Below are 25,334 nucleotides of genomic sequence, written 5' to 3'. Positions count from 1 at the left end.
TTGACGCAAGGCGGGGAGTGGCGTGCCGCAGGGAGCCGACACCGACTGAACTTTCAAGGAAGAGCTGCATGATGCAACCTCAAGACCTATTACACCGACAATTCGATATCCAGCCATTGAAACAGGCTGACATGACCGTGCACCTGGACGGAAAGGCTGTCAACGCCGCCCAGGGCGAAACCGTACTCACCGTCATCCAGGCCCTGGGCCAACGCCAGGTCGCCCGTAACGACCACGGCCAGCTCAGCGGTGCCTATTGCGGGATGGGCGTGTGCCAGTGCTGCCTGGTCAAGATCGACGGTCGCCACAAACGTCGCGCCTGCCAGACGCTGGTGCGCCCCGGCATGCAGATCGAAACCCGGGCCAACCGCATCGCTGAAACGGAGGCGCCATGAACGCTCCGGTGATCGTCGGCGGCGGACCGGCGGGTATGGCTGCGGCCATTGAACTGGCCTCCCACAAGGTACGTTGCACCTTGCTCGAAGAGGCACCGCGCCTCGGTGGCGTGGTGTATCGCGGCCCCCTGCGCGATGGCGTACGCCTGGATTACCTGGGGCCCCGCTACAGCGAAGCCTTGGAGAAACTTCACGGGGAATTCCAACGCCATGCCGATTTGATCGATGTGCAGCTGGGCAGTCGTGTCATCGGGGCCGAGGGGTTCCGGGCGTTGATGGTGCTCGATGCGGATGAGCGTCTACGAGAGGTTGCCTATTCGCAGTTGATCCTGGCAGCGGGATGTCATGAGCGCAGCGTGCCGTTCCCCGGCTGGACCCTGCCGGGCGTGATGATGCTTGGCGGCTTGCAGTTGCAGATCAAGAGCGGCGTGGTCAGGCCGCCGAGCCCGGTGGTGATCGCCGGGACGGGCCCGCTGTTGCCATTGGTGGCCTGTCAGCTGCACGCCTCGGGCGTCACCGTGGCGGGTGTCTACGAGGCGTGTGCGTTCGGCAGGATCGCCAAGGAAAGCCTCGCCTTGCTCAATAAACCGCAACTGTTCCTCGATGGCCTGGGCATGCTCGCGTATCTCAAGCGGCATCGCATTCCCGTGCGCTATGGCTGGGGCGTGGTGCGTGTCGAAGGCGAGGACGAGTTGAGCGGCGTGACCGTCGCGCCGTATTCCGCCGATTGGACGCCGGACCTTACGCGCGCCGAACAGGTGCCGGCCCAGACGCTGGCAGTCGGCTACGGGTTTATCCCTCGCACCCAGTTGAGCCAGCAGATGGGCCTGGAACATGGCTTCAGCGATGACGGGTATCTACGGGCCGTGTCCGATGCCTGGCAACGCGGCAGCGAGGCGCATGTTCATCTGGCGGGTGACATGGGCGGGATTCGCGGGGGAGAGGCGGCCATGCTGAGCGGGCGCATCGCGGCGTTGTCGGTGCTGATGCAACGCAATGTCCTGGATGAGGCGACGGCCCTTGGGCATCGTGATCGGTATCAGGCGCAACTGGAGCGCATCCTTCGCTTTCGCGCCGCCGTCGATCGCTACACCCAGCGCGGGGCGGGCCAAACGGCGCTGCCTGCCGCCGACACGGTGATCTGCCGCTGCGAACATGCCACCCGCGCCGACATCGACCGGGCGCTGGAGCAGGGCGTGCAAGACATGGCCAGCCTGAAAATGCGCACCCGCGTGAGCATGGGTGACTGCCAGGGACGCATGTGTGTCGGTTATTGCAGCGACCGGTTGCGCGAGGCCACAGGGCGGGCCGATGTGGGCTGGTTGCGACCGCGCTTCCCCATCGATCCGGTGCCTTTTTCAGCATTCCAGAATATCGGCACGGAGGCCGCTTCCCATGACTAAGCATTATGACGTGGTGATTGCCGGTGGCGGCGTGATCGGCGCTTCCTGTGCCTATCAGTTGTCCAAGCGCAAGCATTTGAAGATCGCCCTGATCGACGCCAAGCGCCCCGGCAACGCCACCCGTGCATCGGCGGGCGGTTTGTGGGCCATTGGTGAGTCAGTGGGCCTGGGCTGCGGGGTGATTTTCTTTCGCATGATGTCGGCCAATCGCAAGCGCCAGGCCCAAGGTGCCGCCGTGGCGGTGGATGCCAGTACGCCACACATCCTGCCCGACTCGTTCTTCGAATTCGCCTTGCAATCCAACGCGATGTACCCGCAGTTGCACCAGGAACTGATGGACCGCCATGGCATGGATTTCAAATTCGAAGAGACCGGGCTGAAGTTTGTGATCTATGACGATGAGGACCGCTTGTACGCCGAGCACATCGTCGCCTGCATCCCCCATCTGGCCGACCAGGTGCGCTGGCTCGACCAGGCGGCCTTGCGCGAGGCAGAGCCGAGTGTCAGCCATGAGGCCCTCGGCGCGCTGGAGTTTCTCTGCGATCACCAGGTCAGCCCGTTTCGCCTGGCCGACGCCTACACCGAGGGCGCGCGGCAGAACGGTGTCGACCTGTTCTTCAACACCCACGTCACTGAAGTGTTGCGAAGCGGGACGCGGGTCACAGGTGTGAAGACCGCCGAGGCCGGAACGTTCAGCTGCGGGACGCTGATCAACGCCGCCGGCGCCTGGGCGGCGGACCTGAGCGAGCAGGCTACGGGCGTGCGGATTCCGGTCAAGCCGGTCAAGGGCCAGATCCTCTTGACCGAGCGCATGCCGAAAATCCTCAACGGCTGCCTGACCACCAGCGATTGCTACGTGGCGCAGAAAGACAACGGGGAAATCCTGATTGGCAGTACCACGGAGGACAAAGGGTTCGACGTGACCACTACCTATCCGGAGATCGAAGGGCTGGTGCAAGGTGCCATGCGCTGCATCCCGCAATTGGTCGACATCAACCTCAAGCGCACCTGGGCTGGCCTGCGTCCCGGCTCACCTGACGAGCTACCGATCCTGGGGCCGATGCGCGGCGTGGACGGCTACCTGAACGCCTGCGGGCATTTCCGCACGGGCATTCTCACCTCGGCCATTACCGGGGTGTTGCTGGACAAGTTGGTCAACGACGAGCCGTTGCCGCTGGACATCACGCCGTTCCTGGCGGACCGCTTCGAAGTGGCGGCGATTGCAGAGCCAAGGGAAATGGAACCGGCCTGAGCGCCGAATCAAAACCCTGTGGGAGCGGGCTTGCTCCCACACGGGAATGTATCCCGCCGTTATTGCACCGGTGTGTTGACAAACACTTCCAACCCTTCGGCATAGGCGGTAAATGCGCTGATCTGCGGGAACGCCTTGCCCTGCACCTGATCCGCCACCAACAGGTTGGTGAAGGTCCAAGCCACCGCGATGGTAATGCCGGCCTGGTCGATCGAGCCATCGGTGGGCAGTGGCTGTTTCGCCAGTTCCCTTTCCAACTCACCGTAGGCCGCCAGCAACTGGCCCGATACCCGCGCGAGCCACGGCGCATGCTGGATGTCGGCCGGGCGCAACGTGCGTTCGTAATAGATTTGCACCGATTTTTCGCATGCCGCGAGCGCCAATCCGACCAGTCGCAACGAGCGCAACCGTTGGGCCAAATCGTTCGGCATCAGGCTGTGGGATGGCCCAGCCAGCGCCTCCAGGTAATCGATGATCAAAGTGGAATCCATCAACACCGAGCCATCATCCAGCACCAATGTTGGCGCCTTGACCACCGGGTTGATGCTCTGGAAATGCTCGAATTGCCTGAACACCGAAACCGATTCATGTTCCAGGGAGATTCCCAGCCGTTTGGCGGAAATGGCGACGCGTCGCACATAGGGCGAGTCCAGCATGCCGATCAGTTTCATGGTTTCTCCTTCAACGGATTCTAAAGGCCGGGTTCAATCCTCGAAGCCGACCTGTTCATGGATTTCATCGACCTTGAGTTCAAGCCGGTAGGCCACGGCAATGAACAACGCCTGGCACAGGCACAAGGTGGCGCTCAACGAGCGGAACGCGAACGAGCTGCCTTCGTTGACCAGCAGCACCGCATTGGCTCGTTTGGCCAGGGGAGACAGGTTGCTGTCGGTGATGATCAGGGTCTTGGCCTGGTGATGCTGGGCAATGCGCAGGCAGTGCTGGGTTTCCTTGCCATAGGGCGTAAAGCTGATGGCAATTACCAGGTCGTTGGCCCGCACGCTGCGCATCTGCTCGCGGTAACTGCCGCCCAGGCCGGACACCAGGTGAATGCGCTTGTTGGTGTGCTGCAGGTTGTAGACGAGGTAATCGGCCACGGCGAATGAACGTCGCACACCGACCACGTAGATGTTGTCCGCGTTGACCACCAGGTCCACGGCTTTTTCGAACGCCTCGTCATCGAGTTCCAGCCCCAGGCGCTCGATGCCTGACAGGGTCGCATTGACGCATTCGCGGGCCAGGTCGCCGGCATTGGCCTTCTGCGACTTGTTGGCGATCATGCTGCGAATGCGTTGCTGGTAGTTCTGCACCGGCGTGGTCTTGTGGGTGTACGCCTCGCGGAACAAGGCCTGCATTTCGCTGAACCCGCTGAAGCCGAAGCGCTGCGAAAAGCGCACGATGGCCGAAGGGTGGACTTCGCATTCCCGAGCGATGTCGCTGATGCGGTCGACCATGATCCGGTCGCTTTGCTGGCTCATGTAGCTGGCGATGCGCTTGAGTTGGCGCGGCAGGCCCTCGTATTCCTCGGTGATCAGTTGCAACAGCCGCTCGGCGTTGATCGGTGGGCTGGGGAGGGCGGCTTCGGACGCGCTCTCGGACGGCGCCGGCAGATCGGGGCGGGTCATAGGAAATCCTTCTGGCTTGTTCTTATAGGGCGACTGGCGAACGGGCCGGCCCTCGACAATAGGTTGGCTGGTGGCAGTCTACAGCGTAGGCGCGGAGAAAATCATGGCTGAACGAAGTTGTAACGCCTGCTGAAACGATGCACTGCGCCTGGCCCTGTTGAGCAGTAGCGTATTGGAAAAAATATTCCATGATAAAAATTTATGGAATAAATATTGATTATTGCCGCTGGCTCGTTTTAGTCTGCATTCACCAAAGCGTTGGCGCCGGTTCCGGCGACAAGCGCAGGCTGATAAAAATAACAGGAGCCAGCATGGGCCAGACTCGTTTTGCCAGTGAGCGTCAATTGGATGTGATCTGCCTGGGACGCCTGGGCGTCGATCTCTACGCGCAGCAGGTTGGCGCACGCCTGGAAGATGTCTCAAGCTTCGCCAAGTACCTGGGCGGATCATCGGCCAACATCGCCTTCGGCACGGCCCGCCTCGGGCTGAAATCGGCGATGTTGAGCCGCGTGGGCGACGACCACATGGGGCGGTTCCTGGTGCAATCCCTGGCTCGCGAAGGCTGCGACGTCAGTGGCATCAAGGTCGATGCCGAGCGCCTGACCGCCATGGTCCTGCTGGGTATCAAGGATCGCGAGACGTTCCCCTTGGTGTTCTATCGCGAAAACTGCGCAGACATGGCGCTGCGGGCCGAAGACATCGACGAAGCCTTCATCGCGTCCAGCAAGGCGCTGCTGATCACCGGCACGCACTTCTCCACCGAAAGCGTCTACAACGCGAGCATCCAGGCGCTGGACCATGCGCGAAAACACAACGTCAAATGCGTCCTCGACATCGATTATCGCCCGGTCCTCTGGGGCCTGGCGGGGAAGGCGGACGGTGAAACCCGTTTCGTCGCCGACCGCAAGGTCAGCCAGCATGTGCAAGGCATCCTGCCGCGTTTCGACCTGATCGTCGGCACAGAAGAAGAATTCCTCATCGCTGGCGGCAGCGAGGACCTGTTGACCGCGCTGCGTACCGTGCGCTCGCTGACGGCGGCAACGCTGGTGGTCAAGCTTGGCCCGCAGGGCTGCACGGTGATCCATGGCGATATCCCGAGCCGATTGGAAGACGGCGCCATTTACCCAGGCGTGCGTGTCGAAGTCCTGAATGTCCTGGGTGCGGGCGATGCATTCATGTCGGGTTTCCTCGCCGGTTGGCTGGAGGACGCCAGCGATGAGCGCTGCTGCCAATTGGCCAATGCCTGCGGCGGCCTGGTGGTGTCGCGCCATGCCTGCGCCCCGGCGATGCCGACCCGGGCCGAGCTCGATTATCTGTTCAAGAGCCCGGTGCCCATCACCCGACCGGACCAGGATGCGGTGCTGCAACGGCTGCATCAGGTCAGCGTGCCGCGCAAGGCCTGGAAGCAACTGTTCATCTTTGCCTTCGACCATCGCTGGCAATTGGTGGAACTGGCCCAGAAGGGCGGTCGTGAGCTGAGCAGCATCGGTGAACTCAAGCAACTGTTCATCCAGGCGGTGGAACGGGTCGAAGCCGACCTGCAGCGCCAGGGCATCGAAGCCGACGTCGGGCTGCTGGCCGATCAGCGTTTCGGCCAGGATTCGCTCAACGCGGCCACCGGGCGAGGCTGGTGGGTGGCGCGGCCGGTGGAGGTGCAAGGCTCGCGGCCGCTGGCGTTCGAGCACGGGCGCTCCATCGGCAGCAACCTGATCGCCTGGCCGCAGGAACAGATCATCAAATGCCTGGTGCAATTTCACCCCGACGACGAACCGCTGCTGCGCCTGGAACAGGAGGCGCAATTGATGGGTTTGTACAAGGCGTCCCAGGTCAGCGGCCATGAGTTGCTGCTGGAAGTCATCCCGCCAAAGGATCATCCATCGGCTCATCCGGACGTGCTCTATCGTGCCCTCAAGCGCCTCTACAACCTGGGCATTTTCCCGGCGTGGTGGAAGATCGAAGCGCAGACAGCCGAAGAATGGCAGCAGCTCGACGAGCTCATCCAACAGCGCGACCCATATTGCCGTGGCGTAGTGCTGCTGGGCCTCAACGCCCCGGCCGCCGCGCTCGCCGAAGGCTTCCGCCAGGCCAGCCAGAGCACCACCTGTCGGGGCTTCGCCGTGGGCCGGACGATTTTCCAGGAACCGAGCCGGGCCTGGATGGCCGGTGAGATCGATGATGAAACGTTGATCCGGGACGTGCAGGGGCGGTTTGTGGAATTGATCGAGGCATGGCGCAGTGCTCGTGCCTGATGTACAGGACTTTTGTGGCGAGGGGATAAATCCCCTCGCCACGATAAGCATTCCAAACGGTTTTCGTTATTCAGTTTGAAAACAATAAAAGGTGCAGCCATGCCCGCTATTCGAATTGGCATCAACCCGATTTCCTGGAGCAACGACGACCTGCCGTCCCTTGGCGGCGAGACGCCCTTGAGCACGGCGTTGAGCGAAGGCAAGGAAATCGGCTACGAAGGGTTTGAGCTAAACGGCAAGTTTCCCAAGGACGCCAAGGGCGTCGGCGACGTCTTGCGCCCGTATGACCTGGCGCTGGTGTCCGGCTGGTATTCCAGCCGATTGGCCCGGCGTTCGGCGGCCGAGGAAATCGATGCCATTGCCAGCCATGTCGAACTGTTGGCGCACAATGGCGCGACGGTGCTGGTCTACGGTGAAGTCGCCGATTCGATCCAGGGCCAACGCATCCCGTTGATCGAGCGCCCGCGCTTTCACACTGACGAAGCCTGGCAAGCCTACGCCGACAAGCTCACCGAACTGGCCCGCTTCACACTGTCCCAAGGCGTGCGCCTGGCGTATCACCACCATATGGGCGCCTACGTCGAATCGCCCACGGACATCGACAAACTGATGGCCCTGAGCGGCAGCGAGGTCGGCCTGTTGTTCGACTCGGGCCATTGCTACATGGGCGGCGGCGAACCCTTGCAAGTCCTGCGCAAACACATCGAACGCATCTGCCATGTGCACTTCAAGGATGTGCGCAAACCGGTGGTGCAACTGGCGCGCAATAACCTGTGGAGCTTCCCCGATTGCATCATCAACGGCACCTTCACCGTGCCGGGGGATGGCGACATCGATTTCGCCGCGTTGCTCGACGTCTTGCTGGCCGCCGATTACCACGGGTGGCTGGTGGTAGAAGCCGAGCAGGACCCGGCCGTGGCGCCGAGTTATGCCTACGCGAAGAAGGGCTACGACACCTTGCGTGCCCTGCTGCAAGAGAGGACGCCGGCATGAGCCTGTTGATCAAGAGCAGTCCCGGCGGCCAAAAGCTCGTCGAACTGCCCCATGGCGCCTTGGAATATGTGGGGTTCGCCGCCTACCGCCTGAGCCTCGGCGAAACCCTTCCGGTGATGGCGGGTGACAAGGAGCTGTGCGTAGTCTTGCTCAGCGGACGAATCGACCTCAAGGGCGAGGCGCCGGGGCAGGGGGCCTTCAGCTGGGACAACCTCGGCGATCGTCAATCGGTATTCGAAGATAAATCCCCCTACGCCGCGTATCTGCCACCGGGCAGTCAGGCCCAAGTCACCGCGCTGAGCGATGTGCAGGTAGCGGTATGCGCCGCGCCAGGTGCCACGCAAAACGAATACGGCCCACGGCTGATCCGCCCCGACAGCATGAAACGCAGCGTGCGCGGCAAGGGCGCCAATACCCGTTATGTCTGCGACATCCTGCCCGACAGCGAACCGGCCCATTCGCTGCTGGTGGTGGAAGTGCGCACGCCGTCCGGTCACTCGTCCAGCTACCCGCCGCATAAGCACGACACCGACGACCTGCCGCACCAGAGCTTCCTCGAAGAAACCTATTACCACCAGGTGAATCCGTCCCAGGGCTTCGTGTTCCAGCGCGTCTACACCGACGACCGCAGCATCGACCAGGCCATGGCCGTGGAGAACAGCGACCTGGTGGTGGTGCCCAAGGGGTATCACCCGGTCAGCGTGCCCTATGGGTACGAGTCCTATTACCTGAATGTCATGGCCGGTCCGAAGCGGGTCTGGCAGTTCCATAACGACCCGCAGCACAGCTGGCTGCTCGACCTCTGAATTCGAACATTCCAACGGAGAACCAGGACAATGAGCGACACCCCGGTAGTAGGCCATTACATCAACGGTCGCGTGCAGGACGGCGACAGCGCTCGCTCCAGCAATGTCTTCAACCCGGCCACCGGCGCGGTGCAGGCGCGGGTGGCCCTGGCCGAACCAAGTACTGTCGACGCGGCGGTGGCCTCGGCGCTGGCGGCGTTCCCGGCCTGGTCCGAGCAATCGTCGTTGCGTCGCTCGCGGGTGATGTTCAAGTTCAAGGAATTGCTCGATCGTCACCATGACGAACTGGCTCGGATCATCAGTCGTGAACATGGCAAGGTGCTGTCCGACGCCCATGGCGAAGTCACCCGTGGCATCGAGATCGTCGAGTACGCCTGCGGTGCACCGAGCCTGCTCAAGACCGACTTCAGCGACAACATCGGCGGCGGCATCGACAACTGGAACCTGCGCCAGCCACTCGGGGTGTGCGCCGGTGTCACGCCGTTCAACTTCCCGGTGATGGTGCCGTTGTGGATGATTCCGCTGGCCTTGGTCGCCGGCAACTGCTTCATCCTCAAGCCCTCGGAACGCGACCCGTCCGCCAGCCTGCTGATGGCTCGGTTGCTGACCGAAGCCGGCTTGCCGGACGGCGTCTTCAATGTGGTCCAGGGCGACAAGGCGGCGGTGGATGCGCTGTTGCAGCACCCGGACATCGAGGCGATTTCCTTTGTCGGCTCCACGCCCATCGCTCAATACATCCACCAACAGGGCACCGCGAACGGCAAGCGCGTACAGGCCCTGGGCGGGGCGAAGAACCACATGATCGTCATGCCCGATGCCGACCTCGACCAGGCGGCGGATGCCTTGATCGGTGCGGCCTACGGATCGGCCGGCGAGCGTTGCATGGCGATTTCCATTGCCGTGGCGGTGGGCGATGTCGGCGATGAGCTGATTGCGCGATTGCTGCCGCGTATCGACCAGTTGAAGGTCGGCGACGGCCAGCAGCCCGGCGTTGACATGGGGCCGCTGGTCACCGCCGAGCACAAGGCCAAGGTGGAAGGTTTTATCGATGCTGGCGTGGCCGAGGGTGCTCGCCTGATCGTTGATGGCCGTGGTTTCAAAGTGCCGGGGGCCGAGCAGGGATTTTTCGTCGGTGCGACGCTGTTCGACCGGGTCACCGCCGAGATGAGCATCTATAAGCAAGAGATTTTCGGCCCGGTGCTGGGCATCGTTCGTGTACCGGACTTCGCCACGGCGGTGGCGCTGATCAACGCCCATGAGTTCGGCAATGGCGTGTCGTGCTTCACCCGAGACGGCGGCATCGCCCGGGCATTTGCGCGCAGCATCAAGGTCGGCATGGTGGGCATCAACGTGCCGATTCCGGTGCCCATGGCCTGGCATTCCTTTGGCGGCTGGAAGCGTTCGCTGTTCGGCGACCACCATGCCTATGGCGAGGAAGGCCTGCGCTTCTACAGTCGCTACAAAAGCGTGATGCAGCGCTGGCCCGACAGCATCGCCAAGGGCCCTGAGTTCAGCATGCCGACTGCCCAATAACTCATTTCATTGAATGCCGGAGGGAGAACAACAATGAACAAGCCCCTGCGTTTTGCCTTGAACCGAATGGTTGCCCCGCGCCTGTCACTGCCTGCTTTCATCGACCTGGCGCTGGCGTTGAAAACCGATGCCATCGAGATTCGCAACGACCTCAAGGGGGTCGAGATCGAAGATGGCATGCCGCCGGCGCGCGTGCGTGAGTTGTGCGAGGCGCGCGACATCAAGGTGCTGTCGATCAACGCCCTGTACCCGTTCGATGTGTGGAACGAAGAGCGTCGCGCCCAGGCCGTGCGCTTGGCCGACTACGCTCGCGAGTGCGGCGCCGAGGGGCTGGTGATGTGCCCGCTCAACGACCGCGCCGACCCGCGCAGCGAGGCCGAACGGGCAGCGGGGCTGCGCACGGCCCTCAGTGAACTGGCACCGATCCTGCGCGCCTTCGGTATCTACGGTTTCATCGAACCTTTGGGGTTCGAAGAATGCTCGCTGCGGCGAAAGCGCACGGCGGTGGAGGCGATCAAGGCCATCGGCGGGCTGGATGTGTTCCGCCTGGTGCATGACACCTTTCATCATCATTTGGCGGGGGAGCAAGAATTGTTCCCTGAACTGACTGGGCTGGTGCACATCTCCGGCGTCGAGGATGCCCAGGCGCCGCTGGCGACGATTCGGGACGGCCACCGGGTGCTGGTGGGTGAGGGGGATATTCTCGGCAATGCCGCGCAGATTGAAGCGCTGGTGAGCGGAGGTTATGACGGTTACCTGTCCTTTGAGCCCTTTGCCGAGAGCGTCCACGAGCTGGCCGACATCCGCCAGGCGCTGGGGGCGAGCATGAGCCACCTGCAAAGCTCCCACTCGACCGAGTTGCGTTTGAAGAAGGTGCAAGCATGACCACAACACGACTGACCATGGCCCAGGCCCTGGTGAAATTCCTCGATAACCAATACGTCGAGGTCGATGGCGTCCAGAGCAAATTCGTCGCCGGGGTGTTTACCATTTTCGGCCACGGCAACGTGCTGGGCCTGGGCCAGGCGCTGGAGCAGGACAGCGGCGACCTGGTGGTCCATCAGGGCCGCAACGAGCAGGGCATGGCCCATGCCGCCATCGGGTTTGCCAAGCAGCACCTGCGGCGCAAGATCTACGCCTGTACCTCGTCGGTCGGTCCCGGCGCGGCGAACATGCTGACCGCGGCTGCCACCGCCACGGCCAATCGCATCCCGCTGCTGCTGTTGCCCGGCGATGTCTACGCCAGTCGCCAGCCGGACCCGGTGCTGCAACAGATCGAGCAATTCCATGACCTGAGCATCAGCACCAACGATGCCTTCAAGGCCGTGAGCAAATACTGGGACCGCATCAACCGCCCCGAGCAATTGATGACTGCCGCGATCCATGCCATGCGCGTGCTCACCGATCCGGCCGAGACCGGCGCGGTGACCCTGGCGCTGCCCCAGGACGTACAGGCCGAGGCCTATGATTACCCGGATTACTTCCTGCAAAAACGCGTGCACCGCATCGACCGTCGCCCAGCCACTGAAGCGATGCTCGACGATGCCCTGGCGCTGTTCAAGGGTAAGCGCAAGCCGCTGATCATCTGCGGCGGCGGGGTGAAATATTCCGGGGCCAACGCTGCATTGCAAGCCTTCGCCGAGCGCTTCGAGATTCCGTTTGCCGAAACCCAGGCGGGAAAAAGCGCCATCGTCTCCAGCCACCCACTGAACGTAGGCGGTGTCGGCGAGACCGGTTGCCTGGCGGCGAACCTGCTGGCCAAGGAAGCGGACCTGGTCATCGGCATCGGCACCCGCTACAGCGATTTCACCACCGCGTCGAAATGGCTGTTCCAACACCCCGAGGTGCGGTTCCTCAACCTGAACATCAGCCCGTGCGATGCGCTGAAACTCGACGGCGTTCAACTGCTGGCCGACGCCCGTTCCGGCCTGGAGGCGCTGGCCGGCAAGCTCGGCGATTACCGTGCCGAATGGGCCGGGCAGATCGCCGACGCCAAGGCCCGGCTCGAGGCGGAAGTGGACCGGATCTACCAGGCGGATTTCCAGACCCAGGACTTCGTTCCGGAAATCAACGACCACATGGACCCGGCGGTGTTTCGTGAATTCATCGAACTCACCGGCTCCTGCCTGACCCAGAGCCGGGTGCTCGGCACCCTCAACGAAACCCTGGCGGACGACGCCATCATCGTCGCTGCCGCCGGGAGCCTGCCCGGTGATTTGCAGCGCAGCTGGCGCAGCAAGGGCGTGAACACCTACCACGTCGAATATGCCTATTCGTGCATGGGCTATGAAGTGAATGCGGCGTTGGGCGTGAAGCTCGCCGAGCCGGACAAAGAGGTCTACGCGCTGGTGGGCGACGGCTCCTACATGATGCTGCACTCGGAACTGGCGACCTCGATCCAGGAGCGGCGCAAGATCAACGTGGTGCTGCTGGACAACATGACCTTCGGTTGCATCAACAATTTGCAGATGGAACACGGCATGGACAGCTTCGGCACCGAATTCCGTTTCCGCAACCCCGAGACGGGCAAGCTCGATGGCGGCTTCGTGCCGGTGGACTTCGCCATGAGCGCGGCGGCCTACGGTTGCAAGACCTACAAGGTCAAGACGCTGGACGAGTTGCACGCGGCCCTGGCCGACGCCCGGCGCCAGACGGTCTCGACGCTGATCGATATCAAGGTCCTGCCCAAGACCATGATCCACAAATACCTGTCCTGGTGGCGGGTCGGCGTGGCGCAAGTCTCCACCAGCGCGCGCACCGATGCCGTGGCCAAGACCCTCAACGAACGACTGGCCAAGGCCCGTCAATACTGATTGCCCCAACCCTACGAAAGGAGTTCCACATGTCTTTGAAGCTGGGCGTCATCGGCACCGGGGCCATCGGCCAGGACCACATCCGTCGTTGCAGCCAGACCTTGCTCAACAGCCAGGTGGTGGCGGTAACCGACATCAACCTTGCCCAGGCGGCGAAAGTGGTGGCCGACCTCAAGCTCACCGCCGAGGTCTACCCCGACGGCCACGCGCTGATCAAGGCGCCGGACGTCGAGGCGATCCTCGTCACGTCCTGGGGGCCGAGCCATGAAGAGTTCGTGCTGGCGGCCATCGCGGCGGGCAAACCGGTGTTCTGCGAGAAACCGCTGGCGGTCACGGCCGAAGGCTGCCGCAAGATCGTCGAAGCCGAAGTGGCCCACGGCAAGCGCCTGGTGCAGGTCGGTTTCATGCGGCCCTACGATGAAGGTTACCGCGCGCTCAAATCGGTGATCGACAGCGGCCAGATCGGCGAACCGCTGATGCTGCACTGCGCCCACCGCAACCCCAGCGTGGGCGAAAATTACAAGACCGACATGGCGATCACCGACACGTTGATCCATGAGCTGGACGTGCTGCGCTGGCTGCTGGCCGATGACTACGTGTCGGTACAGGTGGTGTTCCCGCGCAAGAGCAGCAAGGCCTTGGCGCATCTGCGCGATCCGCAGATCGTCCTGCTGGAAACCGCCAAGGGCACCCGCATCGACGTCGAAGTGTTCGTCAATTGTCAGTACGGTTACGACATCCAATGCGAAGTGGTGGGGGAGACCGGCATCGCCAAGCTGCCGGAACCGTCCCAGGTGCAGTTGCGCAGCGGCGCCAAACTGTCCAATGCGATCCTGATGGATTGGAAGGATCGCTTCATTGCAGCTTATGACGTCGAATTGCAGGCCTTCATCGACGGCGTGCGCAGCGGCCAAGTGGGCGGACCTTCTGCCTGGGACGGCTTCGCGGCGGCGGTGGCGGCGGATGCCTGCGTCCAAGCGCAGCAGAGTGGTCAGATCGTCAAGGTCGAGTTGCCCGAGCGGCCTCGCTTTTACGGCTGACGCGAGTAGGCTCGCTCCCATAAGGGGATGGTCTGTATTCATTGTTTTTCAAGGAGCCTTCATGCGAATCGGACTAGTCGGCTATGGCAAGGGCGGGCGGTTTTTCCACGCGCCGCTGATCAGCAGTCTGCCGGGCGCTACGTTCGTCGGGGTAGTCACGCGCTCCCCCGAGCGGCGCCAGCAACTGGTGAGTGATTATCCGCACGTCCAAGCCTTCGACTCTCTCGAACAACTGGTGGCGGCCGGCGTCGATGCGGTGGTGGTGTCCACGCCGCTGGAGGCGCGTGCGGCCGTGGTGATGCAAGCCATCGAGCACGGCGTGGCGGTGGTCAGCGACAAGCCTTTCGCCCTCGATGCCGGGCAGGCCGAAGCGATGGTGCTGGCCACCGAACGACGCAACGTGCCGTTGAGCGTCTACCAGAACCGGCGCTGGGATTCGGATTTCCTGACGGTTCGCAAGTTGCTCTCATCTGGAGCGCTTGGGCAGGTTATTCGCTTTGAATCCAGCGTTGAACGTTACTCGCCGACCTCTGTGGGAAAGGGCAGTGGCGGTGGCTTCCTGCGGGATTTGGGCAGCCATCTGGTGGACCAGGCCTTGCAATTGTTCGGGCCGGTGATCCGGGTTTATGCCGAGCTGGATTATCGGCAGCCGGGCCAGGCCTTCGACAACGGTTTTTTCATGTCGATGGCCCACGCAAACGGCGTGATCTCCCATTTGAGCGGCAATTGCCTGCAAAACGCTGCGCGCCCACGCTTTCGGGTCAGCGGCAGCGAAGGCTGCTATACCGTCGAAGGCCTCGATGGGCAGGAGGCCCTGGCATTGGCGGGGCTGAGTCCGGCCTCCGAAGGCGAGCGCTGGGGCGCCGAAGAACACCGGCGCTGGGGATGGTTCGAACACGGAGCCGAGCGTGAGCGCGTGGCTTCGGAGCGAGGTTGTTGGCTCATGTTCTACCAGCGTCTCCAGGCAGCCTTGCGGGGCGACGGCCCTTTGCCGGTGGCGGCCCGCGATGCCTTGGCCACGACACGTATCCTGGACGCTGCCAGGCAGAGCGCGGAGCAGGGCGAGGTAGTGTGTTTATCCGAGCCTGTAGGACATGGAACAAAAAACGAATAAAATTCTAAAATGAGTTGATATGGAAAATATTTTCCAATAAAGTCGATTCCAGGTTACCGACAACCCTGTCCGCGTTTATCCAGGCTCGCCCTGAATGGACGAAGGACGAAACAAAAACAAGAAACACAGCCAGGTACCGTCGATGAAAACCTTCAACCGCTCTGCGTTTCACCTGCCATCTTCCTTGCGCCTGTCCGCAATCCTTCCCTTGTTCGAGTCCCTGTGCATCCAGCGCAAGGGCGCCGTGGTGTGCTGCATGCCCGGCGCGCCGATCGTGCGTTTGCCGCGTTCCTGAAGTCCGTCACGCCTTATCCATAAAACCAACAAAAAAGTGGAGAAAGAACGTTCATGAACACCAAGACCCGTATTGCCTCGCTGGCCCTGTCATTGATGTTTGCCAGCGGCGCTGCCCTGGCGGATCTGAAGATTGGCGTCAGCATGTCTCAGTTCGATGACACCTGGCTGACCTACCTGCGCGAATCCATGGACAAGAAAGCCAAGTCCCTGCCGGACGGCGTCACGCTGCAGTTCGAAGATGCGCGCAGCGATGTGGTCAAGCAACTGAGCCAGGTGGAAAGCTTCATCAGCCAGAAGGTCGACGCGCTCATCGTCAACCCGGTGGACACCGCCGCGACCCAGCGCATCACCAAGGCCGCCGTGGCCGCCGGCATCCCGCTGGTGTACGTCAACCGCCGTCCGGATGATCCGAAGTTGCCGCAAGGGGTGGTCACCGTCGCCTCGGACGACCTGGAAGCCGGGCGCATGCAGATGCAATTCCTGGCCGACAAGATGGGCGGCAAGGGCGACATCGTGATCCTGCTGGGGGATCTGGCGAACAACTCCACCACCAACCGCACCAAGGGCGTCAAGGAGGTACTCGCCAAATACCCGGACATCAAGATCGAGCAGGAACAGACCGGCACCTGGTCCCGGGACAAGGGCATGACCCTGGTCAACGACTGGCTGACCCAGGGCCGTGACTTCAATGCGGTGGTGTCCAACAACGACGAAATGGCCATCGGCGCAGCCATGGCGCTCAAGGGCGCTGGCAAGGAAAAGGGCAGCGTATTGATCGCCGGGGTCGACGGCACGCCGGACGGCTTGAACGCGATCAAGAAAGGCGAGATGGCGGTCTCGGTGTTCCAGGACGCCAAGGGCCAGGCCGATGGCTCGATCGATACGGCAGTGAAGATGGTCAAGAAGCAGCCGGTCGAGCAAACCGTCTGGGTGCCCTATCGTTTGATCACGCCGGAGAACGTCGATCAGTTCAAGTGACGCTTTACCTGTTTCATCACAACAATAAACAGGCAAGGTCGCCGCGCCGACCTTGCCCAGGGAGTACCTGACCATGTTCGCATCAGCGACTGCTTCGAGCGCTCCGGCACCGACTTTCCGGCCGGACGCATTACCTGACGAACCGTACCTGTTGGAAGTCGTCAATGTCAGCAAGGGCTTTCCCGGCGTAGTGGCGTTGTCCGACGTGCAATTGCGGGTACGCCCCGGCTCGGTGCTGGCCCTGATGGGTGAAAACGGCGCAGGCAAGTCCACGCTGATGAAGATCATCGCCGGCATTTACCAGCCCGACGCTGGCGAACTGCGCCTGCGCGGCAAGCCGGTGACCTTCGACACGCCCCTGGCGGCCTTGCAGGCCGGGATCGCGATGATCCACCAGGAACTGAACCTGATGCCGCACATGAGCATCGCCGAGAACATCTGGATCGGTCGCGAACAGCTCAACGGCCTGCACATGATCGACCACGGTGAAATGCATCGCTGCACCGCCCGGTTGCTGGAGCGCTTGCGAATCAAGCTCGACCCGGAGGAGCAGGTGGGCAACCTGAGCATTGCCGAGCGGCAGATGGTGGAGATCGCCAAGGCCGTCTCGTATGACTCAGACATCCTGATCATGGATGAGCCGACGTCGGCCATCACCGAGACCGAAGTCGCCCATTTGTTCTCGATCATCGCCGACCTCAAGGCCCAGGGTAAGGGCATCATCTACATCACGCATAAAATGAACGAAGTGTTCGCCATTGCCGACGAAGTGGCGGTATTTCGCGACGGCGCATATATCGGCCTGCAACGCGCCGACAGCATGGATGGCGACAGTCTGATTTCGATGATGGTCGGACGTGAGTTGAGCCAGTTGTTTCCCGAGCGGGACAAGCCTATCGGTGATCGGGTCCTGTCGGTTCGCGACCTGAGCCTGGAGGGCATTTTCAAAGGGGTGTCGTTCGACCTGCATGCCGGCGAGATCCTCGGCATCGCCGGGTTGATGGGCTCGGGCCGGACCAACGTGGCCGAGGCGATTTTCGGCGTAACCCCGGCCACGGGTGGCGAGATCCTGCTGGACGGCCAGCCGGTGCACATCAGCGATCCGCACATGGCCATCGAAAAGGGCTTCGCGTTGTTGACCGAGGATCGCAAGCTCAGCGGCTTGTTCCCGTGCCTGTCGGTGTTGGAAAACATGGAAATGGCCGTGTTGCCCCATTACGTCGGCAACGGTTTCATCCAGCAAAAAGCCCTGTGTGCCTTGTGCGAGGACATGTGCAAGAAGCTGCGGGTCAAGACGCCATCCCTTGAGCAATGCATCGATACGTTGTCTGGCGGTAACCAGCAGAAGGCGCTGCTCGCCCGCTGGCTGATGACCAACCCACGCATCCTGATCCTCGACGAGCCGACCCGCGGCATCGATGTCGGCGCCAAGGCCGAGATCTACCGACTCATTGCCTACCTCGCCAGCGAAGGCATGGCGGTCATCATGATTTCCTCGGAACTGCCCGAGGTGCTGGGCATGAGCGACCGCGTGATGGTGATGCACGAAGGCGACCTGATGGGCACCCTCGACCGCAGCGAAGCCACCCAGGAACGAGTCATGCAACTGGCGTCGGGCCTGTCCTGATGGCCGTCAGTCCGGATAAAAAAGGTAAATGGCTATGAACGCGATATTGGAAAACAAACCCGCGGCCGCCCCGGCCAGGACGCGTCGACGGTTGCCGACGGAACTGAGCATTTTCCTGGTGCTGATCGGCATCGGCCTGGTGTTCGAGCTGTTCGGCTGGATCATGCGCGACCAGAGCTTCCTGATGAACTCCCAGCGCCTGGTGCTGATGATCTTGCAAGTGTCGATCATCGGCCTGCTGGCCATCGGCGTGACCCAGGTGATCATCACCACCGGCATCGACTTGTCGTCGGGGTCGGTGCTGGCGTTGTCGGCGATGATCGCCGCGAGCCTGGCGCAGACTTCGGATTTCGCCCGGGCGGTGTTTCCTTCACTGACCGACCTGCCGGTGTGGATTCCGGTGGTGGCCGGGCTCGGCGTGGGGCTGCTGGCGGGGGCGATCAACGGCAGCATCATTGCCATTACCGGTATCCCACCGTTTATTGCCACCCTTGGCATGATGGTCTCGGCCCGTGGCCTGGCGCGCTACTACACCGAAGGGCAGCCGGTGAGCATGTTGTCGGATTCGTACACCGCCATCGGTCATGGCGCGATGCCGGTGATCATCTTCCTGGTAGTGGCCGTGATCTTCCACGTCGCCTTGCGCTACACCAAGTACGGTAAATACACCTACGCCATCGGCGGCAACATGCAGGCCGCACGGACGTCGGGCATCAACGTCAAGCGCCACTTGGTGATTGTCTACAGCATCGCCGGGCTGCTCGCGGGGTTGGCCGGTGTGGTGGCCTCGGCGCGGGCGGCGACCGGGCAGGCGGGCATGGGCATGTCTTATGAACTGGACGCGATTGCCGCGGCGGTGATCGGCGGCACCAGCCTGGCTGGCGGAGTGGGGCGCATCACCGGGACGGTGATCGGTGCATTGATCCTCGGCGTCATGGCCAGCGGGTTCACCTTTGTCGGTGTCGACGCCTATATCCAGGACATCATCAAGGGGTTGATCATTGTCGTTGCCGTGGTGATCGATCAGTACCGCAATAAACGCAAGCTCAAACGTTAACGACCATTTGATGCGACAAATCGCCACGCCTGACACGCGTGGCGTTGCCATTTGTCTTCTTAATACAGCCATTGCAGCGAATTTCTTGTTATAAACGCACTCCGACGGCCAGCAGAAGCCGGTCTGACAGCATTTGAAGCGGCTGTCGGGCATTTTCCCATGTTTTCGGTTGCTGACGCCCCGACTCGGCCTTAGACTGCCGCCCCTCGTAAATTGAGTGCCGGGTGGCGCTTGGAATAGACGGCGCCTTTCCGATGAGCGTGGCTGCTTGATGCGGGACGCTCCATAATTCGCCTTAATGCACGTTTTTTTATAGAGAAATCAATGACAAAGGAAAAGTTGCTGGCCATGCCGGCGGATGACTACATGAATGCCGAGCAACTGGCTTACTTCACCAAGCTGTTGCAGAACATGAAAGTCGAAACCCACGAGCGCATCGAACAGAACCGAATCGCCATTGAAAGCCTGGACAGCCCGGCCGACCCGGCGGACGCTGCTTCCGTAGAAGAAGAGCGTACCTGGCTGGTCAACGCCATCGATCGCGACCAGCGCATGCTGCCGCAACTGGAGCAGGCCCTGGACCGCATCAACGACGAGAGCTTCGGCTGGTGCGACGACAGCGGCGAGCCAATCGGCCTCAAGCGCCTGCTGATCAGCCCGACCACCAAGTACTGCATCGAAGCTCAAGAACGTCACGAGCAGATCGACAAGCACCAGCGCCAGGCCTGATTCCTGTTTCCGAAAAGATCGCAGCCCTTCATCCGAAGCTGCGGTCTTTTTGCTTTCTGATCATCACGCTTCTCGATTTGTGGCCGAAAACACGACTAATGGACCATGGATAATGGCTCGGTAGTGGCGTTTAATGCGGCCATAACAATGAGAAATGTGGGTGACGAAAATGGCGACAGACGGATCTCTGGCGGCGACAGCGTCGACCTCGGTGCCTGTAGCGCGCGTTACGGTGCGCTGGCTAGCGCCGACGCTGCAAAGTGTGGCGCTGGTTTCGCTGCTGTGTGGCATGACCTTGGGCGGTTGGTCGTTATACATGGCGCTGCCGCTGGCAATGCTCATCGTCTGGTTGCCGCGCCTGCGCTCGCGCCTGGCCAGCAGCCCCGCGCCGGCGGCAAGCGACAGCTTGGCCGAACTCACCCGCGATCTCTCCTACACCACCAGCCATAACGCACTGTCTGCAGCGGGCGTGGCTTATTCGGTCAAGCAATTGGCCGGCAAGGTCCAGTCACAACTGGGGGCTGCAGCGCAGATCGTCGGCAACGCCGAAGCGATGATCGCCACCGAGCAGGCCACCTCACAACTCAGCCAACAGGCCTTGGGCGCGGCCAGCGAGGCCCATCGCAGCAGTGTCGCCGGACGCAGCGAGTTGGTGGAATCCATCAGTCGCATGCACCAGCTCAGCCAGCGTGCCAATGAAAGTCGTGAACTGATCGAAGCGCTGAGCGTGCGCAGCGATGAAATCCAGCGCGTGAGCCTGGTCATTCAATCGATCGCCAGCCAGACCAACCTGCTGGCTCTCAACGCCGCCATCGAGGCTGCCCGGGCCGGGGAACATGGCCGCGGGTTCGCCGTGGTGGCCGATGAGGTACGTGGGCTGGCCGGGCGCACCGCCGCGGCGACCGGCGAGGTTGGTGTGATGGTGGCGGACATCCAGCAGCGCACCGCGCAGGTCGTCGAGCAGATCCGCCAACTGGCCGCAGACCTGGACAGCGGTGTGCAGCAAGTCGAGCACACCGGCCAGCACCTGGAAAACATCGCCCGGCTTGCGGCCGGTGTCGAAACCCAGGTCAGCGCCATCGCCCAGGGCACCGACACCAACCGTGGACAACTCGACAGCCTGTTTCATGCGATCGAGCAAATGCGCGGTGACCTGGCGATCAGCGACCAGCAGACCCAACGCCTCGCCGAGGCCGCCGTACAGATGGAGGGCCAGGCCGAAACCATCAGCGAGCGCTTGGCCGAGGTGGGCCTGGACGATTATCACCAACGGGTCTATGACCTGGCCCGGGAAGGGGCAAGCCGGATTGCCGCACAGTTCGAGGCGGATATCGATCAGGGGCGTATCAGCCTGGAGGACTTGTTCGATCGCAGCTACCAACCCATTCCCAACACCCAACCGGCGAAGTTCCAGACCCGTTTCGATCGCTACACGGATCAGGTGCTGCCGGCGATCCAGGAACCTTTGCTGGCGCGGCATGAGGGGCTGGTCTTCGCGATTGCCTGCACCCAGCAGGGCTACGTGCCGACTCACAACAATGCGTTCTGCCAGCCGTTGACCGGCGACCCCCAGGTGGACACGCTGAACAATCGCACCAAGCGCAAGTTCTCCGACCGCACCGGGATTCGCTGTGGCAGCCACCAGCAGCCCGTGTTGCTGCAAACCTACACGCGGGACACGGGGGAGCTGATGCATGACCTGTCGGTGCCGATCATGCTCAAGGGACGGCATTGGGGTGGACTGCGGTTGGGCTACAAGCCTGAGAAGCCGCGCTGAGCCTCGACGCAACCTATTGCGACGAGTGAGTGTTCGTGGCGAGGAGCAAGCTCCCTCGCCACAAGAGCAAGCCCGCCGTTCTCAGGGTTTATTTATCGTCGTGCAGACGTACGTTCAACTGGTCCACCAGCACCGCCTCTTCGCCGTCGGCAAGCAGCCATTCCCGAAGCAAATCTTTCTGCTGATCTGACCAGAAAGGCGCATCGACCAACTTGGTGTTCGGCTCAAGCGGGTGCGCCATGATGAAATCATCGATGGCTTCGCCTTCCGAAGGCAGGCCGAGTTGGTCAAACAGGGTGCTGAGTTCGTGGGATGGTTGTTCCATTTTGTAGGACTCCTCTGGACTACCGCCGTCATGGCGCCTCGGTTGCTTCCCTCTATCTGAGGCAAACGGTCGTCAGGAGTTCGATCGATATCAGGCTTTCAGCGCACCTTCGTCCACCGCGATCTTCAGGGCCAGCGCCGACGCCCTGGCGGCCTCGGCGGCGATTTCCGGTGTCTTGAACCAGCGATCCCTCTCAACCTGGTGATAAGTGACTGCGGTGGAGGGTGCTTTGGCACGCATGACGATGACTGCCTGGAATTCGCCTTCGACCTCTCTGGCTTCGCCGCGGATGAAAAAATCGCCGATGTCTAGTTCCGTCACGTCACGCCTTCCCTTCGAGTCATATTATTGTGCGAGCGCCTCCATGGGGGCGCTCCGGGTAGGCAGTATGGCAGCAGTTGGGCGGCGGCGGCTGAGTTAAGTCATGGCGCCTGCCATTGAAGTGCTCTGTTCAAGCTTCCGGGCGAGATAGCAGGCTTCGTTGTGGTCGGTACGGAAACCTCTTACGCGCCCGGTGGTGGTTTCTTCGATATGGAAAAAACACTTGCCGGCGAGAACGACCCTATATTTCGGCCGGATCGTTGCAATTGGCGTGTATTCGTATGCGGGAGGGGTGCCTTGCGTCTGGGCGACACATGCGGTGACGGGGCGGATCAAGGTTGAAAAAGTAGCCATGTGAATTCCTTTTCTATGGTTACCGACGAATTGCCGGCTGTTTTAAGTAGTCTGCGCAGCAACGGCTGCTCTAGAATCGGCAGTACCGTGCGTACGGTTGCGCCTATCTAAAGCAATTTTTTTTGGCATCGATGTCGGAAAAATGCTTTTCTCGGTGAGAAATTTCCCTAAAGTTAGTAGTCCCTCCTTTTCCGATGTTCAGAGTGGTGTTTTCCTTCAACCTCTGACGACTGCGGGGAAAGACGGCGAGAGTGGCGATCCTTTAGTCTGCTCCCGCCCAGGGTCAGGGCGCACCGTTCACTTTCGAATTCAAAGACAGGTCCATGCGACCGTGCAGGTTCTCGTGGTCCATTCCCGCAGAGTGGGCCGTTTTAAATGATGGGGATGTTTCCTTGGCAGTAAGTAATCTCGACATGCATGCGTTATTTGTACTGGGTGACTTGCGGGCGAAGCTGGTCAAGCTATTCCAGTCACGTTTTGTCTATATCACCGAGCAGACTCCCGAAGGCATCTATGTTGCCGAGATCGATACCGAGTCGGCACTGGTGGTTGATGACAAGCCCCGGCTTGAACTGAAGGTTGGCGACCATTTCCGTGCGGCAGTATTGCCCAGTCGGGAGGGTGGCAAATTCGAAATCAGGTTTCGTGAAATCAAGTTGACGGTCTATGGCCTTGGCGACTACGCGTTCGTCACGACGGCCGATGGCCAAGCCATCCTCTTCAAGGAAGGGCACAGCGTGGTGACAGTATTTGCCGCCAACCAACAGCTGCAGGAAGGTTTGACCAAGACGTTGAAAGCGGTCACTGGCAAGGCGGCCAAATGGCGCAAGGGCGAACTCGTGACGTTCAAGGCCAGCGAGTAAAAGGCCGATCGTCATTCGATAGTGACGAATCGGGTCTATCGCCTGTGCTCTTTCGTACTCGTAACAGTTTTAAAACCCGCCTGCTGGAACCTTGGCTACAGTCAACTGACTGAACTAGTCAGAGGCTTGCGTTCGCTTCGCAACGCCGTTCGGTTATTGCTGTGTCCGGCATGAGGTATCAAGCATGAAACGAGTTCGACAGTGGCTGGCTGCCTGGGCCACCCTCGCTGTGTTGGTTTCACCACTCCCGGCATCCGCGGCATCGACGCCGATCCACTTTGCCGACCTGAACTGGGAAAGCGGCAGCCTGATTACCGACATCCTGCGAATCATCGTCGAAAAGGGCTACGGGTTACCGACCGACACGTTGCCGGGCACGACCATCACCCTGGAAACCGCCTTGGCTAACAACGATATCCAGGTGATCGGTGAGGAGTGGGCCGGTCGCAGCCCGGTTTGGGTCAAGGCCGAGGCCGAAGGCAAGGTGGTTGCACTGGGCGACACGGTCAAAGGGGCGACCGAAGGTTGGTGGGTGCCGGAATACGTGATCAAGGGCGACCCGGCCAAGGGCATCAAGCCCCTGGCGCCGGACTTGCGCAGCGTCGAGGACCTGGCGCGCTACAAGCACGTGTTCAAGGATCCGGAAAGCCCCGGCAAGGGACGCTTCCTCAACAGCCCCATCGGCTGGACGTCCGAGGTGGTCAACAAGCAGAAGCTCAAGGCGTACGGCCTTTCCGATAGCTATGTGAATTTTCGCAGTGGCTCAGGCGCCGCCCTCGATGCGGAGATCACGTCTTCGATTCGTCGCGGCAAGCCGATCCTTTTCTATTACTGGTCGCCGACACCGCTGCTCGGGCGTTTCAAGCTGGTGCAATTGCAGGAGCCGCCCTTCGATGCCGAGGCCTGGAAGACCCTGACCGATGCCGACAACCCCAACCCCAAGCCAACGCGGTCCCTGGCGTCGAAGCTGTCGATTGGTGTGTCCGCACCGTTCCAGAAACAGCACCCGGACATTGCCGAGTTCTTCAGCAAGGTCGATTTGCCGATCGATCCGCTGAACAAGGCGCTGGCCGACATGAGCGAGAAACGCACGCCGTCCCGCGAGGCCGCCGAAGCCTTTCTCAAGGCCCATCCCGAGGTCTGGCAGGCCTGGTTGCCCAAGGACGTCGCCGATAAGGTGGCAGCGGGGCTGTAGGGCGTTCGGGGCCAGTGCGTTGAACAATTGATCCTGGGCAATTCGCCCTTCGCCGGAAACGGGCAATGTGTGCCCGTCCAGCGAAATGCCAAATTCCAGCTAGGATGATTGTTCAACCTTTTTCAGGAGGCTGGCGAATGACGCTTGTATTGGCTCGGTCGCTGGTCGCGGTGTTTGCGACCATCAGCTTGATTCATTTGTATTGGGCCCTGGGAGGGCGGTGGGCGGCGCAGGCGGTGGTGCCGCAGGTGCCAGTGAAGCAGGGCGGCACACTGCGGCCGGCATTCAACCCGTCGGGATGGCTGACGCTGCTGGTCGCCCTCGCGCTGCTGATGATTGCGCTGCTGGTGTGCCTGCGGGTCGGCCTGATATCACCGCCCGTCACCCACCGCGCCTTGCAATGGCTGATCAGCGCGATCGCTTTGCTGATGTTCGCCCGGGCTATCGGCGAGTCGAACCTGGTGGGCTTTTTCAAGGAGGTCAAGGGCTCGACATTCGCCCGCCTCGACACTTGGGTCTATTCGCCGTTGTGCGTGGTGCTGGGGGCGGGGTTGTTGACCGTGGCATGGGCTTGAACGCGTGCAGATA

General features: G+C 61.6%; 25 protein-coding genes. 20 read left to right on the top strand and 5 right to left on the bottom strand.

The annotated features are described in order from the left end of the window. Window positions 1–71: 71 nt before the first annotated feature. The 3 genes from hcnA to hcnC are packed head-to-tail and all read left to right on the top strand — an operon-like array spanning window position 72 to window position 3,050. Window positions 72–395: a cyanide-forming glycine dehydrogenase subunit HcnA gene (gene hcnA / locus JZ00_RS01665; protein ID WP_039593049.1), complete on the top strand. Its 324-nt coding sequence runs from the start codon at window positions 72–74 to the stop codon at window positions 393–395. Further along, entirely contained in the window at window positions 392–1,798 is a 1,407-nt protein-coding gene (hcnB, locus tag JZ00_RS01660; protein WP_039593001.1) for a cyanide-forming glycine dehydrogenase subunit HcnB, read from the top strand. Before hcnA ends, hcnB begins: the two co-directional genes overlap by 4 nt. Further along, the gene (gene hcnC, locus JZ00_RS01655) at window positions 1,791–3,050 is read left to right on the top strand and encodes a cyanide-forming glycine dehydrogenase subunit HcnC (protein WP_039593002.1); all 1,260 of its coding nucleotides are present in this window, start codon (window positions 1,791–1,793) and stop codon (window positions 3,048–3,050) included. The genes hcnB and hcnC overlap by 8 nt, the downstream gene beginning before the upstream one ends. 59 nt (window positions 3,051–3,109) lie before the next feature. Here hcnC and JZ00_RS01650 read toward each other — a convergent pair whose 3' ends face one another. Together JZ00_RS01650 and JZ00_RS01645 are read right to left on the bottom strand one after the other, a co-directional pair. Continuing rightward, the gene (locus JZ00_RS01650) at window positions 3,110–3,721 is read right to left on the bottom strand and encodes a glutathione S-transferase (RefSeq protein ID WP_039593003.1); all 612 of its coding nucleotides are present in this window, start codon (window positions 3,719–3,721) and stop codon (window positions 3,110–3,112) included. 33 nt (window positions 3,722–3,754) lie between these two features. Then, window positions 3,755–4,675, bottom strand: a complete 921-nt coding sequence (locus JZ00_RS01645) for a MurR/RpiR family transcriptional regulator (RefSeq protein ID WP_039593004.1) — start codon at window positions 4,673–4,675, stop codon at window positions 3,755–3,757. Window positions 4,676–4,986: 311 nt separating this feature from the next. Here JZ00_RS01645 and JZ00_RS01640 point away from each other — a divergent pair, with 311 nt between their 5' ends. From JZ00_RS01640 to JZ00_RS01575, 14 genes are all read left to right on the top strand, one after another. Further along, window positions 4,987–6,924, top strand: coding sequence for a bifunctional 5-dehydro-2-deoxygluconokinase/5-dehydro-2-deoxyphosphogluconate aldolase (locus JZ00_RS01640; protein WP_039593005.1), 1,938 nt, complete (start codon window positions 4,987–4,989; stop codon window positions 6,922–6,924). Window positions 6,925–7,023: 99 nt separating this feature from the next. After that, window positions 7,024–7,917, top strand: coding sequence for a myo-inosose-2 dehydratase (gene iolE / locus JZ00_RS01635; RefSeq protein WP_039593006.1), 894 nt, complete (start codon window positions 7,024–7,026; stop codon window positions 7,915–7,917). Next, window positions 7,914–8,723: a 5-deoxy-glucuronate isomerase gene (gene iolB / locus JZ00_RS01630; protein WP_039593007.1), complete on the top strand. Its 810-nt coding sequence runs from the start codon at window positions 7,914–7,916 to the stop codon at window positions 8,721–8,723. Before iolE ends, iolB begins: the two co-directional genes overlap by 4 nt. A 30-nt stretch (window positions 8,724–8,753) precedes the next feature. Then, window positions 8,754–10,256, top strand: a complete 1,503-nt coding sequence (locus JZ00_RS01625; RefSeq protein ID WP_039593008.1) for a CoA-acylating methylmalonate-semialdehyde dehydrogenase — start codon at window positions 8,754–8,756, stop codon at window positions 10,254–10,256. A 33-nt stretch (window positions 10,257–10,289) separates the two neighbouring features. After that, window positions 10,290–11,141 carry a TIM barrel protein gene (locus tag JZ00_RS01620; protein WP_039593009.1) on the top strand — a complete coding sequence of 284 codons (852 nt, stop codon included), beginning with the start codon at window positions 10,290–10,292 and terminating at the stop codon, window positions 11,139–11,141. Further along, window positions 11,138–13,069: a 3D-(3,5/4)-trihydroxycyclohexane-1,2-dione acylhydrolase (decyclizing) gene (gene iolD / locus JZ00_RS01615; protein ID WP_039593010.1), complete on the top strand. Its 1,932-nt coding sequence runs from the start codon at window positions 11,138–11,140 to the stop codon at window positions 13,067–13,069. The genes JZ00_RS01620 and iolD overlap by 4 nt, the downstream gene beginning before the upstream one ends. A gap of 29 nt (window positions 13,070–13,098) precedes the next feature. Further along, window positions 13,099–14,109, top strand: coding sequence for a Gfo/Idh/MocA family protein (locus JZ00_RS01610; protein WP_039593011.1), 1,011 nt, complete (start codon window positions 13,099–13,101; stop codon window positions 14,107–14,109). A 61-nt stretch (window positions 14,110–14,170) separates the two neighbouring features. Further along, window positions 14,171–15,223 (top strand): Gfo/Idh/MocA family protein, encoded by a 1,053-nt coding sequence (locus tag JZ00_RS01605; protein ID WP_039593012.1) that lies wholly within the window; start codon window positions 14,171–14,173, stop codon window positions 15,221–15,223. 142 nt (window positions 15,224–15,365) lie between these two features. After that, window positions 15,366–15,518: a hypothetical protein gene (locus JZ00_RS31155; protein WP_196304769.1), complete on the top strand. Its 153-nt coding sequence runs from the start codon at window positions 15,366–15,368 to the stop codon at window positions 15,516–15,518. Window positions 15,519–15,571: 53 nt separating this feature from the next. Next, window positions 15,572–16,498 (top strand): sugar ABC transporter substrate-binding protein, encoded by a 927-nt coding sequence (locus tag JZ00_RS01595; RefSeq protein WP_039593014.1) that lies wholly within the window; start codon window positions 15,572–15,574, stop codon window positions 16,496–16,498. Between the two features lie 73 nt (window positions 16,499–16,571). Next, on the top strand, window positions 16,572–18,125 hold the full coding sequence (locus tag JZ00_RS01590; protein ID WP_046508831.1) for a sugar ABC transporter ATP-binding protein: 1,554 nt from the start codon (window positions 16,572–16,574) through the stop codon (window positions 18,123–18,125). A gap of 34 nt (window positions 18,126–18,159) precedes the next feature. Beyond that, window positions 18,160–19,182, top strand: coding sequence for an ABC transporter permease (locus JZ00_RS01585; protein ID WP_039593016.1), 1,023 nt, complete (start codon window positions 18,160–18,162; stop codon window positions 19,180–19,182). 324 nt (window positions 19,183–19,506) lie between these two features. Then, entirely contained in the window at window positions 19,507–19,911 is a 405-nt protein-coding gene (locus JZ00_RS01580) for a TraR/DksA family transcriptional regulator (protein ID WP_030141286.1), read from the top strand. Window positions 19,912–20,080: 169 nt separating this feature from the next. Next, window positions 20,081–21,688, top strand: coding sequence for a methyl-accepting chemotaxis protein (locus JZ00_RS01575; RefSeq protein ID WP_039593050.1), 1,608 nt, complete (start codon window positions 20,081–20,083; stop codon window positions 21,686–21,688). Between the two features lie 88 nt (window positions 21,689–21,776). Here the strand turns inward: JZ00_RS01575 and JZ00_RS01570 are convergent, their stop codons facing one another. The 3 genes from JZ00_RS01570 to JZ00_RS01560 all read right to left on the bottom strand — a co-directional run bounded on the left by JZ00_RS01570 (window position 21,777) and on the right by JZ00_RS01560 (window position 22,688). Further along, the gene (locus tag JZ00_RS01570; protein ID WP_039593017.1) at window positions 21,777–22,013 is read right to left on the bottom strand and encodes a DUF2789 family protein; all 237 of its coding nucleotides are present in this window, start codon (window positions 22,011–22,013) and stop codon (window positions 21,777–21,779) included. A gap of 90 nt (window positions 22,014–22,103) precedes the next feature. After that, window positions 22,104–22,334: a hypothetical protein gene (locus tag JZ00_RS01565; protein WP_039593018.1), complete on the bottom strand. Its 231-nt coding sequence runs from the start codon at window positions 22,332–22,334 to the stop codon at window positions 22,104–22,106. A gap of 96 nt (window positions 22,335–22,430) precedes the next feature. Next, window positions 22,431–22,688, bottom strand: coding sequence for a hypothetical protein (locus JZ00_RS01560; protein WP_039593019.1), 258 nt, complete (start codon window positions 22,686–22,688; stop codon window positions 22,431–22,433). Window positions 22,689–23,101: 413 nt separating this feature from the next. On the opposite strand from JZ00_RS01560, the gene JZ00_RS01555 reads away from it, so the two are divergent. From JZ00_RS01555 to JZ00_RS01545, 3 genes are all read left to right on the top strand, one after another. After that, window positions 23,102–23,551, top strand: coding sequence for a hypothetical protein (locus tag JZ00_RS01555; protein ID WP_039593020.1), 450 nt, complete (start codon window positions 23,102–23,104; stop codon window positions 23,549–23,551). 184 nt (window positions 23,552–23,735) lie between these two features. Then, the gene (locus JZ00_RS01550) at window positions 23,736–24,746 is read left to right on the top strand and encodes an ABC transporter substrate-binding protein (protein ID WP_039593021.1); all 1,011 of its coding nucleotides are present in this window, start codon (window positions 23,736–23,738) and stop codon (window positions 24,744–24,746) included. Between the two features lie 137 nt (window positions 24,747–24,883). Beyond that, window positions 24,884–25,321 (top strand): DUF3995 domain-containing protein, encoded by a 438-nt coding sequence (locus JZ00_RS01545; protein ID WP_039593022.1) that lies wholly within the window; start codon window positions 24,884–24,886, stop codon window positions 25,319–25,321. The last annotated feature ends 13 nt before the right edge of the window (window positions 25,322–25,334 follow it).

The sequence above is a fragment of the Pseudomonas frederiksbergensis genome, assembly GCF_000802155.2.
Taxonomy (GTDB): Bacteria; Pseudomonadota; Gammaproteobacteria; order Pseudomonadales; family Pseudomonadaceae; genus Aquipseudomonas; species Aquipseudomonas frederiksbergensis_A.
The sequence above is the reverse complement of the archived record's forward strand: the minus strand, read 5'-3'. Positions and strand labels throughout refer to the sequence as shown.

Excerpts from the sequence above, each read along its gene's own strand:
- hcnA (WP_039593049.1), top strand. The coding sequence starts at position 72 with ATGCAACCTCAAGACCTATTACACCGACAATTCGATATCCAGCCATTG.
- hcnB (WP_039593001.1), top strand. The coding sequence starts at position 392 with ATGAACGCTCCGGTGATCGTCGGCGGCGGACCGGCGGGTATGGCTGCG.
- hcnC (WP_039593002.1), top strand. The coding sequence starts at position 1,791 with ATGACTAAGCATTATGACGTGGTGATTGCCGGTGGCGGCGTGATCGGC.
- JZ00_RS01650 (WP_039593003.1), bottom strand. The coding sequence starts at position 3,721 with ATGAAACTGATCGGCATGCTGGACTCGCCCTATGTGCGACGCGTCGCC.
- JZ00_RS01645 (WP_039593004.1), bottom strand. The coding sequence starts at position 4,675 with ATGACCCGCCCCGATCTGCCGGCGCCGTCCGAGAGCGCGTCCGAAGCC.
- JZ00_RS01640 (WP_039593005.1), top strand. The coding sequence starts at position 4,987 with ATGGGCCAGACTCGTTTTGCCAGTGAGCGTCAATTGGATGTGATCTGC.
- iolE (WP_039593006.1), top strand. The coding sequence starts at position 7,024 with ATGCCCGCTATTCGAATTGGCATCAACCCGATTTCCTGGAGCAACGAC.
- iolB (WP_039593007.1), top strand. The coding sequence starts at position 7,914 with ATGAGCCTGTTGATCAAGAGCAGTCCCGGCGGCCAAAAGCTCGTCGAA.
- JZ00_RS01625 (WP_039593008.1), top strand. The coding sequence starts at position 8,754 with ATGAGCGACACCCCGGTAGTAGGCCATTACATCAACGGTCGCGTGCAG.
- JZ00_RS01620 (WP_039593009.1), top strand. The coding sequence starts at position 10,290 with ATGAACAAGCCCCTGCGTTTTGCCTTGAACCGAATGGTTGCCCCGCGC.
- iolD (WP_039593010.1), top strand. The coding sequence starts at position 11,138 with ATGACCACAACACGACTGACCATGGCCCAGGCCCTGGTGAAATTCCTC.
- JZ00_RS01610 (WP_039593011.1), top strand. The coding sequence starts at position 13,099 with ATGTCTTTGAAGCTGGGCGTCATCGGCACCGGGGCCATCGGCCAGGAC.
- JZ00_RS01605 (WP_039593012.1), top strand. The coding sequence starts at position 14,171 with ATGCGAATCGGACTAGTCGGCTATGGCAAGGGCGGGCGGTTTTTCCAC.
- JZ00_RS31155 (WP_196304769.1), top strand. The coding sequence starts at position 15,366 with ATGAAAACCTTCAACCGCTCTGCGTTTCACCTGCCATCTTCCTTGCGC.
- JZ00_RS01595 (WP_039593014.1), top strand. The coding sequence starts at position 15,572 with ATGAACACCAAGACCCGTATTGCCTCGCTGGCCCTGTCATTGATGTTT.
- JZ00_RS01590 (WP_046508831.1), top strand. The coding sequence starts at position 16,572 with ATGTTCGCATCAGCGACTGCTTCGAGCGCTCCGGCACCGACTTTCCGG.
- JZ00_RS01585 (WP_039593016.1), top strand. The coding sequence starts at position 18,160 with ATGAACGCGATATTGGAAAACAAACCCGCGGCCGCCCCGGCCAGGACG.
- JZ00_RS01580 (WP_030141286.1), top strand. The coding sequence starts at position 19,507 with ATGACAAAGGAAAAGTTGCTGGCCATGCCGGCGGATGACTACATGAAT.
- JZ00_RS01575 (WP_039593050.1), top strand. The coding sequence starts at position 20,081 with ATGGCGACAGACGGATCTCTGGCGGCGACAGCGTCGACCTCGGTGCCT.
- JZ00_RS01570 (WP_039593017.1), bottom strand. The coding sequence starts at position 22,013 with ATGGAACAACCATCCCACGAACTCAGCACCCTGTTTGACCAACTCGGC.
- JZ00_RS01560 (WP_039593019.1), bottom strand. The coding sequence starts at position 22,688 with ATGGCTACTTTTTCAACCTTGATCCGCCCCGTCACCGCATGTGTCGCC.
- JZ00_RS01555 (WP_039593020.1), top strand. The coding sequence starts at position 23,102 with ATGCATGCGTTATTTGTACTGGGTGACTTGCGGGCGAAGCTGGTCAAG.
- JZ00_RS01550 (WP_039593021.1), top strand. The coding sequence starts at position 23,736 with ATGAAACGAGTTCGACAGTGGCTGGCTGCCTGGGCCACCCTCGCTGTG.
- JZ00_RS01545 (WP_039593022.1), top strand. The coding sequence starts at position 24,884 with ATGACGCTTGTATTGGCTCGGTCGCTGGTCGCGGTGTTTGCGACCATC.